Below are 13937 nucleotides of genomic sequence, written 5' to 3' on the forward strand. Positions count from 1 at the left end.
GGGCGGGGGGGCCGGCGCCGGCCCCGCGGGGGGCCCCGTCGTCGAGCGCCTTTGTTGTAGTTTCCCTAGAACAACTAGAGTGGGTTCGTGATGTTCCGCATCGACCCGCAGGCCGACGAGCCGCTGTTCGCACAGCTCGTCGCCCAGGTGCGCCTCGGCGTCGTCCAGGGACGACTCGCGCCGGGCGAGCGGCTCCCCGCGGCCCGTGAGCTCGCCGAGGCGCTCGACGTCAACGTGCACACCGTGCTGCGCGCCTACCAGGAGCTGCGCGACGAGGGCCTCGTCGATCTCCGCCGCGGGCGCGGCGCCGTCGTCACGGCACCCGCCGCCGCCGACCTCACGTCGCTGCGGGCCGCCGTCGACCGTGTCGTGGCCGAGGCCCGCGCCCTCGCGCTGCCGCCCGAGACCGTCCTGACCCTCGTCAAGGAGGCCCTCCGATGACCCCAGCCACCCCACGCGCACCCGGACGGCCGACCGAGGACGACCACCCGCGCCCGCAGGACCACCGCGCGCTCGCGCTCCTCGTCGGCGCCGCAGGAGCGGTCGTCACCGTGGTCGCGGCGCTCGTCGCGTGGAGCTGGTCTGCAGACCTCCCCGACCCGGTGGCGATCCACTGGGGCACGGGCGGCGCCGACGGCTTCGCCTCGCTCGGTGCGGCGGTCGCGGGCAGCACGGCCCTGGGCCTGGTCGCCTCGGCGGGGTTCGCGGCGATGACGGCCTTCCTGGGGCGGCCGGCCGCGAACCGGCGGGTCGCCGCAGGGGTCGCCGTCGGGCTCCCGGTCATGCTCGCGGTCCTCACCCTCGGGTCGCTCTGGATCCAGCGCGGCCTCGCCGACGCCCACGACGTCGGCGGCGTGAGCGCCGTCACGGCCGTCGCGCTGGGCACCGGCCTCCTCGTGGGCGTCGCGGTCGGGGTGCTGATCCCGGGCGACCGCCCGGACCCGACCGCCGCCGGGGTCCCCGACGACGCACCCCGGGTGGCTCTGCGCGCGGGCGAGCGCGCCGCGTGGGTCGGGCGCGTGAGCGGCGGGCCGACGGTGCTCGTCGCGATGGGCGCGATCGTCCTCACCACGGTCCTGGCGGTCGTCCTGCGCGAGTGGGCTCTCCTCCTCGTGCCCGTGGTCCTGGGGCTGCTGCTCGCGGCGATGATGTCGTGGGTCGTGCGCGTCGACGAGGGCGGGCTGTCGGTCCGGTCGACCCTGGGCTTCCCCCGCACGCGCGTCCCCGCCGACGAGGTCGTGCGGGCCGACGTCGTCGACGTCTCGCCGCTGCGCGACTTCGGCGGCTGGGGCTGGCGCGCCGGTCGGGGCGGCGCCGTGGGCATCGTCGTGCGTGCCGGCGAGTCGCTGCGCGTCGAGCGCACGGGCGGCCGCGCGCTCGTGGTCACGGTCGACGACGCCGGGACCGCGGCGGCGCTCCTCAACACCCTCGCCGACCGAGCACGCCGCTGACCCTCGGCGCGAAGGGGTCGCGCCGCGGCGTCGGCGCCGCGGTCCGGCGCGGCGTCGTGCGCGGCGGCGCCCGGGACCACCCGCGACCGGCGCCGGATCGGCTAGTGTGGGACCGGGCGGTACCCGAGACTCCGCGTACCGGATACCCCCTGCCCGGCGCGCGACCGGGTACCGCCCGCACCCCGACCCCGCGCACGACGCCCCGGCACGCCGCCGGGCGCCCGGTGCGCGGGCGCACCCCGTACGACGACCCTCGACGAGGAGGAGCCCGCATGCGTCTCGGCATCCACACCGGCTACTGGTCGGCCGGTCCCCCGGACGGCATCCAGGACGCGATCGTCGCGGCGGACCGCCTCGGCGTCGACTCCGTGTGGACCGCGGAGGCCTACGGGTCCGACGCCTTCACGCCGCTCGCCTGGTGGGGCTCGCGCACGTCCCGCATCCGGCTCGGGACCGCCGTCGCGCAGCTCTCCGCCCGCACCCCCACCGCCACCGCGATGGCCGCGCTGACGATGGACCACCTCTCGGGCGGCCGGTTCGTCCTGGGGCTCGGCGTCTCGGGGCCGCAGGTCGTCGAGGGCTGGTACGGCCAGCCGTACGCCCGCCCGCTCGCCCGCACGCGCGAGTACGTCCAGGTCGTGCGCGACGTCCTGCGTCGCGAGGCGCCCGTCACGTCGGCCGGGCCGCACTACCCGCTCCCCCTGCCCGACGGCACCGGCCTGGGCAAGCCGCTGCGCTCGACCGTGCACCCGCTGCGCGCGGACCTGCCGATCCACCTCGCCGCGGAGGGGCCCAAGAACATCGCGCTCGCGGCCGAGATCGCCGACGGGTGGCTCCCGCTCTTCTACTCGCCCCGCATGGACGCGACGTTCCGCGAGCTCCTCGCCGACGGCTTCGCGCGACGTGCCCCCGAACGCTCGCCCGAGTCCGCGTTCGAGGTGAGCGCGACGGTGCCCGTCGTCGTGCGCGAGCACGTCGAGCAGGCCGCGGACCAGGTGCGCCCGTTCCTCGCGCTGTACGTGGGGGGCATGGGCGCCAAGGGAGCGAACTTCCACCGCGACGCGCTCGACCGCCTCGGGTACGCCGAGGCGTGCGACGAGATCCAGGCGCACTACCTCGCCGGGCGCAAGGACCTCGCGGCCGCCGCCGTCCCGACGGCGATGGTCGAGGACGTCGCGCTCGTCGGGCCGCCGGAGAAGATCGCGCGGGACCTCGCCGCGTGGCGCGACACCGCCGTGACGACGCTCCTCGTCCAGGGCGACGCGACGGCCGTGCAGACGCTCGCCCCGCTCCTCGCACCACGACCTCCTCGCTGAGCGCCGGTCACCTGTCGTCCCGCGGTCGCCCGGACGACGGATGCCCCGCGCTCAACGGTCGGGGGTGTCGTCCTCGGGGAACCAGACCGCGCGGCGCAGGTCGACGCGACGGCCGTCGCGCGACAGCGGGCACCCCTCGGCGCGCAGCTCGGTGAGTGCCGCGTCGAGGTGGTGCGCGGGCGGCGAGCCGGCCGCGTTGACGACACGCCACCACGGGACCGGCGCACCGTCGTCGTCGACGCCGGAGGACCCCGCGAGCACCTGGCCGACCTGGCGCGGTCCGCCGCGGTGCAGCGTCTCGGCGACGATCTCCGCGACGAGCCCGTAGGTCATGGCGCGTGCCGGCGGGATGCGCCGGACGAGCGCGAGCACGGCGCCCGCGTACTCGGCGGCGAGCGCCGTGCGGTCCGTGCCGGCGTCGCGTGCCGGGGTCCGGTCCGCGGTCGATCCTCCCGTGCGTCGTGCCATGGGTCCCGACCCTAGTCGCCGCATTTGTCCTGGCGCGACGGGTGGCGAGCCGGGAGGATCGGGGCCATGAGCGACCACCGCCCCGCACGCCTCCCCGACGGCTACGAGCTCGTCCCTCTCTCGGCGTCCGACCTCCGCGACGTGCTGGAGCTGGACACCACGACGTTCCCGTCCCCGGTCGAGGTCGACGAGCTCGTCGACCTCCCGTTCCCGCTCACGTGGGAGCGCACGCTCGGCGTGACGGTCGAGCACGAGGACGACGACGCGCCGCCCGTCGACGGCGCGCGTCCCGTGCGTCGCGAGCTCGTCGGGATGCATGCCTCGTACCCCTTCGCGCGGTTCCCCGTCCCCGGGGCGACCGCGCCGGTCGCCGGCCTCACGTGGGTGGGCGTCCACCCGGGTCACCGCCGCCGCGGGATCCTCTCCGCCATGATCGACACGCACCTCGCGCGGTGCCGCGAGCGCGGCGAGCCCGTGTCGGCGCTCTTCGCCGCGGAGGCGGCCATCTACGGGCGCTTCGGCTACGGCAAGGCTGCGGACGACCTGCGGCTCACCGTGCCGCGCGGCGCCGCGCTGCGCGACGTCCCCAACGCCGAGCGCCACACCGTCCGCATCGAGCGGGCCGACCGCGAGCGCCACGGCGCGCTCGTCGCCGCGCTCCACGAGCGGGCGGGCGCCGACGCGAGCGGTCAGGGTGCCGGGATCAACCGGCCCGGGTGGGCGACACGCGAGACGCCCGAGCTCCAGGCCACGTTCTGGGACGACGCGAAGGTGTGGCGCAAGGACCGCGAGCCGACGCGCATCGCGATCGTCGAGCTCGACGGCGAGCCGCGCGGGTACGCACGGTTCCACCGCAAGCTGTCCTGGGAGGTCACCGGGCCGCGCGGTCCGGTGAGCACCGGCGAGGTCGTGGCGCTGGACGCCGCGGCGGCACGCGCGCTGTGGGGCGTGCTCACCGACCTCGACCTGACGCACGAGGTGACGCCCTTCATGCTGCCGGTGGACGACGTCGTGACGAGCCTCCTCGTGGACCCGCGCTCCGCGTCGCCGCGCCTCGCGGACAACCTCTGGGTGCGCGTCGTGGACGTGCCGGCCGCGCTCGCCGAGCGACGCTACGCGGCGGACGTGGACGTGGTCCTGCACGTGACGGACGAGCGCCTGCCGCACAACGCGGGCCGCTGGCGGCTGCGTGCCGGGGCCTTCGGGGACGCGACGGCCGAGCGCACCGAGGACGCGGCGGACCTCTCGCTGGACGTGCGCGAGCTCGGCGCCGTCTACCTCGGCGGGACGTCGCTCGCGGCCCTCGGCGCCGCAGGCCTCGTCACCGAGCACTCCCCCGGCGCCCTCGCCCGCGCGGGCGCGGCGTTCGGCTGGCCGATCGCCCCGGTGTGCAGCTGGGTCTTCTGAGGCTCACGCCTGGCAGACGCCGCACCAGTAGAGGTTGCGGCCGGCGAGCTCCTTGAGCAGCACGGGCGTGCCGCAGACGCGGCACGGCAGCCCGTCCCGGTGGTAGACGTAGAACGCCTCGTCCGCCGGGACCGCGTCGGGCGCGTCGTCGGTGTTCTGCCGCACGCGGCGGCGCCCGGGCAGCGCGTCGAGGACGTCGGCCGTGGGGGCTGCGCCGTCCCGGTCCTCGGGTCGGGTCGTGACGATCGCTCCCGTCCGGGTGCCGTCGCGCATGAGGACGACGAGGTCGTCCCACAGGGCGCGCAGGTCCTCGGCGGGCACGTCCCGGCCGGGGCGCATCGGGTCGAGCCGCGCGCGGAACAGGGACTCCGCGCGGTAGATGTTGCCGACGCCGGCGACGACGTCCTGGTTCATGAGGAGCAGCCCGACGGCGCTGCGCGAGCGCCGCACGGCGGCGACGAGCTCCTCGCGCGGGTCGCCCTCGCCGGGAGCGGCGTCGCGGATCGGGTCGGGCCCGAGCCGGTCCTCGACCGCCCGCTTCTCCTCCCCCGTGACGACCTCGCACGCCGTGGGCCCGGTGAGGTCGGCGACGGCGTGCGTCCCCACGAGCCGCACGCGCACCGCGCCGCGGGGCGGCGGGGGCGACCACGCGTCGTCGGGCTCGGGCGCACCCGGACCCGCCGGGACCGTCTCGCGCTCCCCGATGCGCCGCCGCGGGGCGCCGATCGCGTGCACGACGGCGGTGCTGCCGTCGCCCGTGAACGTCCAGGCGCCGTAGAGGCCGAGGTGGACGCGGAGCCAGCGCACGTCGTCGGGCCGCCCGGCGGTCCCCTGACCGAGGAGCGTCGGGTCGGCGAACCCGAGGAAGAGCTGCTTGCCCCGCGCCTCGCTCGCGACGAGCACGTGCCCGTCGAGCACGGCCGCGCCCGCGGCGAACCGGCCCTGCGGGCTGCTCACCGCCAGCGTCTCGCCCGTGAAGAGCTCGCCGAACGCGCGCGCGAGCCGGTGGACGGTGTGCCCCTCGGGCACGTCAGGCGGAGGTGCCGCGCGTCGCCTCGTACGCCGCGAGCTGGTCGATCCGGCGCTGGTGGCGCGGGTCGCCGCTGAACGGCTCGGCGAGGAACGCGTCGACGAGCTCGACGGCCTCGTCGACCGAGTGCTGGCGCGCGCCCACCGCGACGACGTTCGCGTCGTTGTGCTGGCGGCCGAGGCGTGCGGTCTCGAGGTTCCACGCGAGCGCGGCGCGCACGCCGACGACCTTGTTGGCCGCGATCTGCTCCCCGTTGCCCGATCCTCCGATCACGACGCCGAGCGAGCCCGGCTCGGCGGCGACCGCCTCGCCCGCCGCGAAGCAGAACGACGGGTAGTCGTCCTGCGCGTCGTAGGTGTGGGCCCCGTGGTCGACGACGTCGTGCCCCGCGGCCTCGAGGTGCTCGACGAGATGGGTCTTGAGCTCGTAGCCGGCGTGGTCCGCGGCGAGGTGAACGCGCATGGGCCCATCATGCCTCAGCGAGGCACCGGGACGTCGGGGGGAGGCCGTAGCCTGAGACGCATGACACAGACCTCCCCGACGTCCACGCCCGCGTCCTCGTCCGGCACGACCGGCACCGTCGGCACCGAGCGCTCCGGCATCGACCTGGACGCGCTGGACCCCGTCGTCCGGCCGCAGGACGACCTGTACCGCCACGTCAACGGGCGCTGGCTCGCGACGCACGAGATCCCGGCCGACCGTGCCATGGACGGCGCGTTCCGCGCGCTGCACGACGCCGCCGAGGTCCACGTGCGCGAGATCATCACCGACCTCGGCGAGCAGGTGGCGTCCGGCGCCGGGGACGTCGGCGCGGACGCCGCGAAGGTCGGGGCGCTCTACGCGAGCTTCATGGACACCGACCGGATCGAGGCGCTCGGCACGACACCGCTCCAGACCGACCTCGCGCTGATCGCGGCCGCGACGACGCAGGCCGAGCTCACGGGCACGCTCGGCGCGCTCCAGCGCACCGGGGGCGCGGGCGCCGTCGGCTTCTGGGTGGACAACGACGCGAAGGACCCCGAGCGGTACGTCGCCTACCTCTTCCAGTCCGGGCTCGGGCTGCCCGACGAGGCGTACTACCGGGAGGACCAGTACGCGCCGGTGCGCGAGAAGTACGTGCCGCACGTCGCGCGCATGCTCGCCCTCGCCGGCGTCACGGCCGAGACGTGGGGCGCGGCGCCCGAGGACGCGGCCGTCCGGATCCTGGCGCTGGAGACCAAGCTGGCGGCGAAGCACTGGGACGTCGTGCGCGACCGCGACGCCGACCTCACCTACAACCCCCGCACGCTCGCCGCCCTGGCCGACGAGGCGCCCGGGTTCGACTGGCGCGCGTGGGTCCTCGCGCTCGGCGCCCCGCAGGGCTCGCTGGACGACGTCGTCGTGCGCGAGCCGGACTTCGCGGCCGGCTTCGCGGAGCTCTGGGCGAGCGAGCTGGTCGAGGACTGGAAGCTGTGGATGGTGTACCACCTGGTCACCGCCCGCGCGCCGTACCTCACCGACGAGGTCGTCGAGGCCAACTTCGACTTCTACGGCCGCACGCTGTCGGGCGCGCAGGAGGTGCGCGAGCGCTGGAAGCGCGGCGTCTCCGTCGTCGAGGGCGCGCTCGGCGAGGCCGTGGGCGCGCAGTACGTCGCCCGGCACTTCCCGCCCGCGCACAAGGCGCGCATGGAGGAGCTCGTCGCCTACCTCGTCGCCGCGTACCGCGAGTCGATCACGACGCTCGAGTGGATGACGGAGGAGACCAAGGAGAAGGCGCTCGCCAAGCTCGAGGCCTTCACCCCGAAGATCGGCTACCCGGTGAAGTGGCGCGACTACTCGGCGCTCGTCGTCGAGGCGGACGACCTCGTCGGCAACGTCCGCCGCGCCCACGCGTTCGAGCAGGACCGCGAGCTCGGCAAGATCGGCAAGCCGCTGGACCGCGACGAGTGGTTCATGACGCCGCAGACCGTCAACGCGTACTACAACCCGGGGATGAACGAGATCGTCTTCCCCGCCGCGATCCTCCAGCCCCCGTTCTTCGACCCGGAGGCCGAGGACGCGGTGAACTACGGCGGGATCGGTGCCGTGATCGGGCACGAGATCGGGCACGGCTTCGACGACCAGGGCTCCAAGTACGACGGCGCGGGCCGGCTCGAGGACTGGTGGACGACGACGGACCGCGAGGAGTTCGAGAAGCGCACCAAGGCGCTCATCGCGCAGTACGACGCGTTCCGCCCCGCCCAGCTCGGCGAGGAGGGGCCGCACGTCAACGGTGCGCTGACGATCGGCGAGAACATCGGCGACCTCGGCGGCCTGTCGATCGCGCTCAAGGCCTACCGGATCGCGCTCGGCCGACCGCTCGACGAGGCGCCCGTCGTCGACGGTCTCACGGGGATCGAGCGCGTGTTCCTCGGCTGGGCGCAGGTCTGGCAGTCCAAGGGCCGGGACGAGGAGGTCGTGCGCCGCATCGCGACCGACCCGCACTCCCCCAACGAGTTCCGCTGCAACGGCGTGGTCCGCAACGTCGACGAGTTCTACGCCGCCTACGACGTGCAGCCGGGCGACGCGCTGTACCTCGCCCCCGAGGAGCGCGTGCGCATCTGGTGACGGGCGACGACGAGGGGCCCGTGGCGGTTCGCCCGCCGCGGGCCCCTCGTCCGTACCGGGTCGCCCCCGGCGCTGTGGTCAGAGCCGCTCAGAGCGTCCGGATGCCCGCGCGGGCGATCGTGAAGCCCTTGCCCGTCGCGTCGTCGCGGCACGTCATGCCCGTCTCCGCGCTGTCGCACGTGAACGGGCCGACCGTCTTGGAGGTGCCGTAGTCCAGGACCGCGGTGCCGTCCGGAGCGGGCTGCGGCTGCTCGGCCGCCGGGACGCAGGGCTGCTCGACGCTGCCGTCGGCGCCGAGGACCACCTTGTAGCCGACCGTGCCGTCGCAGCCCGCCACGGGCGCCGGCTGGGTGCCGAGCTGGGCGATCACGCACGTCGCGCTGAGGTCGGTGACCTCGCACGTGATGTTGAGGGACTCCGACGCGAACGTCTCGGACACGGTGGGCTCGGCCGGCGGCGTCTCCTCCGTGCTCTCGGTGGCGCTCGCCGCCGGGGGCGTCGTCGTCTCACCCGCGGGGTCGTCGTCCCCGCCCCCGAGGAGGGAGATCGCGAACACGATCGCGCCGATGACGAGCAGCGCGTCGACCACGATGAACGCGATCCACCCGGGGCTCAGCCGGTCCGACCGGCGGCCACCGCCGCCGTTGCCCCCGCCGCGCCCGGCGGGCGGTCGAGGGGCCGCGCCCGAGGCGCCCGTGCCGGCCGCCTCGCGGGGCGACGCCGTGGACGCCGCTACCGACGCCGGCGGGTGGTAGGCCGGTTGCGGCTGCTGAGGCGCGGCCGAGGCGTAGCCCGCCGGCACCCCAGGCTCGTACGCGGGGGCGCCGGGAGCCGCGTACGCGCTCGTCGGCGCGTAGCCGGTCGACGCGGCGTCCGCGGGCGCGTAGACCGGTCGGCTCGCGGCGGTCCCGACGGGAGCGGCGACGCCGAACCCGTTCTGCTCCGTCGCGTAGCGCACCCGTTGCGGGGGCACCGCCGCGGGCACCGCGGGCTGGGCCGCGGTCGGGAGCTCCGTGATCGGCGTGACGTGCTGGACGGTCGTCGGCTGGAACGACGACGCGACGACGGTCGGCTGACCGTCCGCCGACGTGACGCGGGGAGCCTGGGCCGTCGGCCCGCTCGTGGGTGCGAACGACGGCGGCACGGCCGCCGCGGCGCCCGGCACCGGGCCGGCGAACGCCTGGGTCGGCTGGGCGTCGTCCCTCCCGACCGCGCGCCCCGGCACGCCGCCAGGGGGCGGCGGCGGTGGTGGCACGGGTGCGTTCGGGGACATGCGGCTCCTCGCGGGCTCCTCGTCGGACTCACCCGGCACGACCGGGCGGCGGGCGCTCCTGACACCGCCCGCAACCTGACGAAGCATGGCACGAGGCACCCGTGCGGGTCGAACCCCGCCGACGGCCGGACGGTCCCGTCGGCGGGGTCGCGGTGCCCGACCGGGTCAGTCGAAGACGGGCCCCTGGGTCCGCGTGCGCTTGAGCTCGAAGAAGCCCGGCGTGCTCGCGACGAGCACGCACCCGTCCCACAGCCGACCTGCGGCTTCGCCCTTCGGGGCGGGCGTCACGACGGGGCCGAAGAACGCGGTGTCGCCGAACGCGACGACCGGCGTGCCGACGTCCTCGCCGACGCGCCCGATCCCCTCGGCGTGCGACGCGCGGAGCTGCTCGTCGTAGGCGTCGGAGCCCGCGGCCTCCGCGAGCGACGCGGGCAGGCCCACCTCCGCGAGCGCCTCGAGCAGCACCGCGTCGTAGTCCGTGCGGCCGCCCGGGTGCAGGCGCGTCCCGATCGCGTCGTAGAGCGGCTTGACGACCTCCTCGCCGTGCTCGACGCGGGCGGCGGTGACCACGCGCACCGGGCCCCACGCCTTCTCCATGAGCTCGCGGTACTCCTCCGGCAGGTCCCGGCCCTCGTTGAGCACGGCGAGGCTCATGACGTGCCAGCGGACGGTGACGTCGCGCACCTGCTCGACCTCACCCATCCAGCGGCTCGTCATCCACGCCCACGGGCACACGGGGTCGAACCAGAAGTCGGCGACGCGCACGGCGTCCTCGGTCGCGGTGGTGTCGGACGTCGCGGTGAGGGTCACAGGACGGGTCTCCTTCGTCGTGGGCGGCGCCCGGTGGACCCGGGTCGCCGGAGTGTCAGGGCGGCGTGCGCGGACGGCCGACGCCGTCGCCCACCCAGTCTCGACACCGGGCGGCCGCAGCGTATTCCCGGAGGGTATTCCCGGGGGCGGGCGCGGGCACCCGTGGGATGATCGTCCGTGGCCCACAGGCCGCCGTCGAGGCCGCCCGGCCCGACCCGAGACCGAGGAGATGCAGTGCCCGGAGAGAACCTCACCCGCGCCGAGGCGAGCGAGCGCGCGGCGATCGTCGACGTCCAGTCCTACGAGGTCGACCTCGACCTCACGACGGGGGCGACGACGTTCGCGTCGACGACCTTGGTGCGGTTCACCGCGACCGAGGGGGCGAGCACCTTCGTCGACCTCGTCGCCCCGACCGTGCGCGAGGTCGTGCTCAACGGGCGCTCCCTCGACCCGGCGGAGGTCTTCGCGGACTCGCGCATCGCGCTCGAGGGCCTGGCGGCTGACAACGAGCTCCGCGTCGTCGCCGACTGCGCGTACACGAACACCGGCGAGGGCCTGCACCGGTTCGTCGACCCGGTCGACGGCGAGGTCTACCTCTACACCCAGTTCGAGGTCCCCGACTCACGGCGCGTGTTCGCCGTCTTCGAGCAGCCCGACCTCAAGGCGACGTTCGCGTTCACGGTCACCGCCCCCGCGGCGTGGGAGGTCGTGAGCAACCAGCCGACGCCGGCGCCCGAGGCGCTCGGCACGAAGACCGACCCGACGGGCACCGGCGCGGGCGACGTCGAGGTCGCGCGATGGGCGTTCGAGCCGACGCCGCGCATCTCGTCGTACATCACCGCGCTCGTCGCGGGCCCGTACGTCGTGGAGCGCAGCGAGCTCACGTCGTCCGACGGCCGCACGATCCCCCTCGGGGTGTTCTGCCGCGCGTCCCTCGCGGACCACATGGACGCCGGCTACGTCTTCGACAAGACGCGCGAGGGCTTCGCGTTCTTCGAGTCCGCGTTCGATCACCCGTACCCGTTCGACAAGTACGACCAGCTCTTCGTGCCCGAGTACAACATGGGCGCGATGGAGAACGCCGGGTGCGTGACGTTCACCGAGACCTACGTGTTCCGCTCCAAGGTCACCGACGCGGTCAAGGAGCGTCGCGTCGTGACGATCCTCCACGAGCTCGCGCACATGTGGTTCGGCGACCTCGTCACCATGAAGTGGTGGAACGACCTCTGGCTGAACGAGTCGTTCGCCGAGTACGCGTCGACGCTCGCGACCGCCGAGGCGACCGAGTGGCACGAGGCCTGGACGACGTTCGCCGCGATGGAGAAGTCATGGGCGTACCGCCAGGACCAGCTCCCCTCGACGCACCCCATCGTCGCGACGATCAACGACCTCGAGGACGTGTTCGTCAACTTCGACGGCATCACCTACGCCAAGGGCGCGTCCGTGCTCAAGCAGCTCGTCGCGTGGGTCGGCAAGGAGCAGTTCCTCGCGGGCGTCGCCGCCTACTTCCGCAAGCACGCCTGGGGCAACACCGAGCTGCGCGACCTGCTCGTCGAGCTCGAGGCCACGAGCGGGCGCGACCTCACGCAGTGGTCCGCGCTGTGGCTCGAGACGGCGGGCGTGAACACGCTGCGCCCCGAGTTCGAGCTCGACGCGCACGGCCGCTTCACGACGTTCACCGTGGCGCAGTCCGCCGCCCCCGACCACCCGACGCTGCGACCCCACCGTCTCGGCATCGGCCTCTACGACCTCGTGGACGGCGTCCTGACGCGCGTCCACCGCGTCGAGGTCGACGTCGACGGCGCACGCACCGAGATCCCCGAGCTCCTCGGGCTCGACCGCCCGCAGCTCGTCCTGCTCAACGACGACGACCTCGCCTACGCGAAGATCCGCCTCGACGACGCGTCGCTCCAGGTCGCCACCGAGCACCTCGCCGACCTCGCGGACCCGCTGGCCCGCTCGCTCGTCTGGGGCTCCGCGTGGGACGCGACGCGCGACGGCGAGACCCCGGCCGGCGACTACGTGCAGCTCGTGCTCGGCAACATCGCGCGCGAGACCGAGTCGACGACGATCCGCACGACGCTCAACCAGCTCGCGCTCGCCGCGAAGACGTACGTCGCACCGGAGCGTCGGGACGAGACCCTCGCGCACGTCGGGGACGTGCTCTGGTCGCTCGCGCAGGACGCCGCCTCCGGCTCCGACCTGCAGTTCCAGCTCGTGAAGTTCTTCGCGCACCTCGCCTCCACCCCCGCGCACGGCGATGCGCTGCGGTCGCTGCTCGACGGCTCCGCCGCCCTCGACGGGCTCGAGATCGACACCGACCTGCGCTGGGAGATCCTCGAAGGGCTCGTCCTGCTCGACCTCGCGGACGACGCCGAGATCGAAGCGACCCTCGCCGCCGACTCGACCGCGACCGGCCAGCAGTCCGCCGCCCGCGCCCGTGCCACGGTGCCCACCGCCGAGGCGAAGCGCGCGGCGTTCGACCGCCTCGTCGGCTCGGACGACGCGCCCAACGCGATCGTCCGCGCCACGACGCTCGGCTTCCAGCACGTCAACGACCCCGAGTCGCTCGCGCCGCTCGTGGGCGCGTACTTCGACGCGCTGCTGCCGCTGTGGGACCAGCGGTCGTACCACATCGCCGAGGCGCTGGTCACCGGGCTCTACCCGGCGCCGCTCGCGAGCACCGTCCTGCGCGACGCGACCCAGGAGTGGCTCGACGCGAACGCCGACGCCGCCCCCGCGCTGCGTCGCCTCGTCGTCGAGAACCTCGCCGGCGTCGAGCGCGCCCTCACCGCCCAGGCAGCCGACGCCTGACCCACCCCGACGCGCCGGGTCGCTCCTCACGACAGAGCGGCCCGGCGCTTCGCAGTCGGTTCCGAACCGCGGGCCGTGCGCGCGACGCGTAGTCGGCCTCAAACCCGCGAGGTCGGATTCGTTTGGTGGGATGGTCTCGTTGCTCGGGGCCGTCGGGTCGCCCGGGACCGCCGGGCCTACCGGAACTAGAAGGCTGCTCCGCCGGGGTAGAACCGTGGTCGGCCGAAGTAGAACCGTGGTCCGCCGAAGCAGAACCGTCGTGCGTGACGGCGTTCGCTCACCTGTCAGGTCGAGTCGTCAACGGCAGTCGGCCACCATGGCGGCGCAGAGCCGCGAGGCGTCGCGGTCGGTCCGGTGACCCGCGGACCGCCCAGGTGCGCTGCGGGTAGAGCCCGGCGGCCCGACCATGTCACGTACGCGGCCCGGCCGCGTCCGGGATCGGACCAGGGTGTGCCTGGACCGCCTGCCCGCGTGGGAAGCGCCGCACGCCCGACCCTGCGCCCGCCCCTAGCCGAGCACGGGGCTACGACTCATCAGCTGGCCGGAACGGGCGACAACCACATGCTCGGCGCAGCACGACGTTCGGCCCGTAGCGACGACGCGCGAAAGTGCGGACCAGTGCTGGGCCGCGAGACCCGCGACCCGGGACCCAGGACCCAGGACCCAGGACGACCCCACCACGCGGGCAGTCGCCCGGGTGAGCCGAGACCAGGGTGAGACGACGCCGGTCGGGGTGGGTGGTGGTGCCGCGTCGTGGCGGGCCTGGCGGGAGCCGCGAGGAA

At 74.8% G+C, this 13937-nt stretch carries 11 protein-coding genes; 6 read left to right on the plus strand and 5 right to left on the minus strand.

What is annotated here, in order from left to right; genetic code table 11:
* The first annotated feature begins 87 nt into the window (after positions 1-87).
* The 3 genes from ACFWH7_RS18620 to ACFWH7_RS18630 all read left to right on the plus strand — a co-directional run bounded on the left by ACFWH7_RS18620 (position 88) and on the right by ACFWH7_RS18630 (position 2767).
* Positions 88-441, plus strand: a complete 354-nt coding sequence (locus tag ACFWH7_RS18620; RefSeq protein WP_378218752.1) for a GntR family transcriptional regulator — start codon at positions 88-90, stop codon at positions 439-441.
* Positions 438-1451, plus strand: coding sequence for a DUF1648 domain-containing protein (locus ACFWH7_RS18625; RefSeq protein ID WP_378218754.1), 1014 nt, complete (start codon positions 438-440; stop codon positions 1449-1451). Before ACFWH7_RS18620 ends, ACFWH7_RS18625 begins: the two co-directional genes overlap by 4 nt.
* 272 nt (positions 1452-1723) lie before the next feature.
* Complete coding sequence (locus ACFWH7_RS18630) at positions 1724-2767, plus strand: LLM class F420-dependent oxidoreductase (protein WP_378218756.1); 1044 nt, start codon at positions 1724-1726, stop codon at positions 2765-2767.
* Between the two features lie 51 nt (positions 2768-2818).
* Here the strand turns inward: ACFWH7_RS18630 and ACFWH7_RS18635 are convergent, their stop codons facing one another.
* Positions 2819-3235, minus strand: a complete 417-nt coding sequence (locus ACFWH7_RS18635) for an MGMT family protein (protein WP_378218758.1) — start codon at positions 3233-3235, stop codon at positions 2819-2821.
* A gap of 66 nt (positions 3236-3301) precedes the next feature.
* Between ACFWH7_RS18635 and ACFWH7_RS18640 the strand changes: the two genes are divergently transcribed.
* Positions 3302-4642 carry a GNAT family N-acetyltransferase gene (locus tag ACFWH7_RS18640; RefSeq protein WP_378218760.1) on the plus strand — a complete coding sequence of 447 codons (1341 nt, stop codon included), beginning with the start codon at positions 3302-3304 and terminating at the stop codon, positions 4640-4642.
* Between the two features lie 3 nt (positions 4643-4645).
* Here the strand turns inward: ACFWH7_RS18640 and ACFWH7_RS18645 are convergent, their stop codons facing one another.
* A complete protein-coding gene (locus tag ACFWH7_RS18645; protein WP_378218762.1) occupies positions 4646-5671 on the minus strand; it encodes an Fpg/Nei family DNA glycosylase in 1026 nt (341 codons plus the stop codon).
* Position 5672: 1 nt separating this feature from the next.
* Positions 5673-6134, minus strand: coding sequence for a ribose-5-phosphate isomerase (locus ACFWH7_RS18650; RefSeq protein WP_047234459.1), 462 nt, complete (start codon positions 6132-6134; stop codon positions 5673-5675).
* A gap of 60 nt (positions 6135-6194) precedes the next feature.
* Here ACFWH7_RS18650 and ACFWH7_RS18655 point away from each other — a divergent pair, with 60 nt between their 5' ends.
* Entirely contained in the window at positions 6195-8258 is a 2064-nt protein-coding gene (locus tag ACFWH7_RS18655) for a M13 family metallopeptidase (protein WP_378218765.1), read from the plus strand.
* Positions 8259-8346: 88 nt separating this feature from the next.
* On the opposite strand, the gene ACFWH7_RS18660 is transcribed toward ACFWH7_RS18655, so the two are convergent.
* Together ACFWH7_RS18660 and ACFWH7_RS18665 are read right to left on the minus strand one after the other, a co-directional pair.
* Positions 8347-9531, minus strand: coding sequence for a hypothetical protein (locus tag ACFWH7_RS18660; RefSeq protein ID WP_378218767.1), 1185 nt, complete (start codon positions 9529-9531; stop codon positions 8347-8349).
* A gap of 165 nt (positions 9532-9696) precedes the next feature.
* Positions 9697-10341 (minus strand): mycothiol-dependent nitroreductase Rv2466c family protein, encoded by a 645-nt coding sequence (locus tag ACFWH7_RS18665; protein WP_378218769.1) that lies wholly within the window; start codon positions 10339-10341, stop codon positions 9697-9699.
* Positions 10342-10575: 234 nt separating this feature from the next.
* Here ACFWH7_RS18665 and pepN point away from each other — a divergent pair, with 234 nt between their 5' ends.
* Positions 10576-13155, plus strand: coding sequence for an aminopeptidase N (gene pepN, locus ACFWH7_RS18670; protein WP_378218771.1), 2580 nt, complete (start codon positions 10576-10578; stop codon positions 13153-13155).
* The last annotated feature ends 782 nt before the right edge of the window (positions 13156-13937 follow it).

Origin of the sequence: Cellulosimicrobium cellulans (assembly GCF_042723955.1) — a bacterium.
In the GTDB taxonomy this organism is placed as follows: domain Bacteria; phylum Actinomycetota; class Actinomycetes; order Actinomycetales; family Cellulomonadaceae; genus Cellulosimicrobium; species Cellulosimicrobium cellulans_H.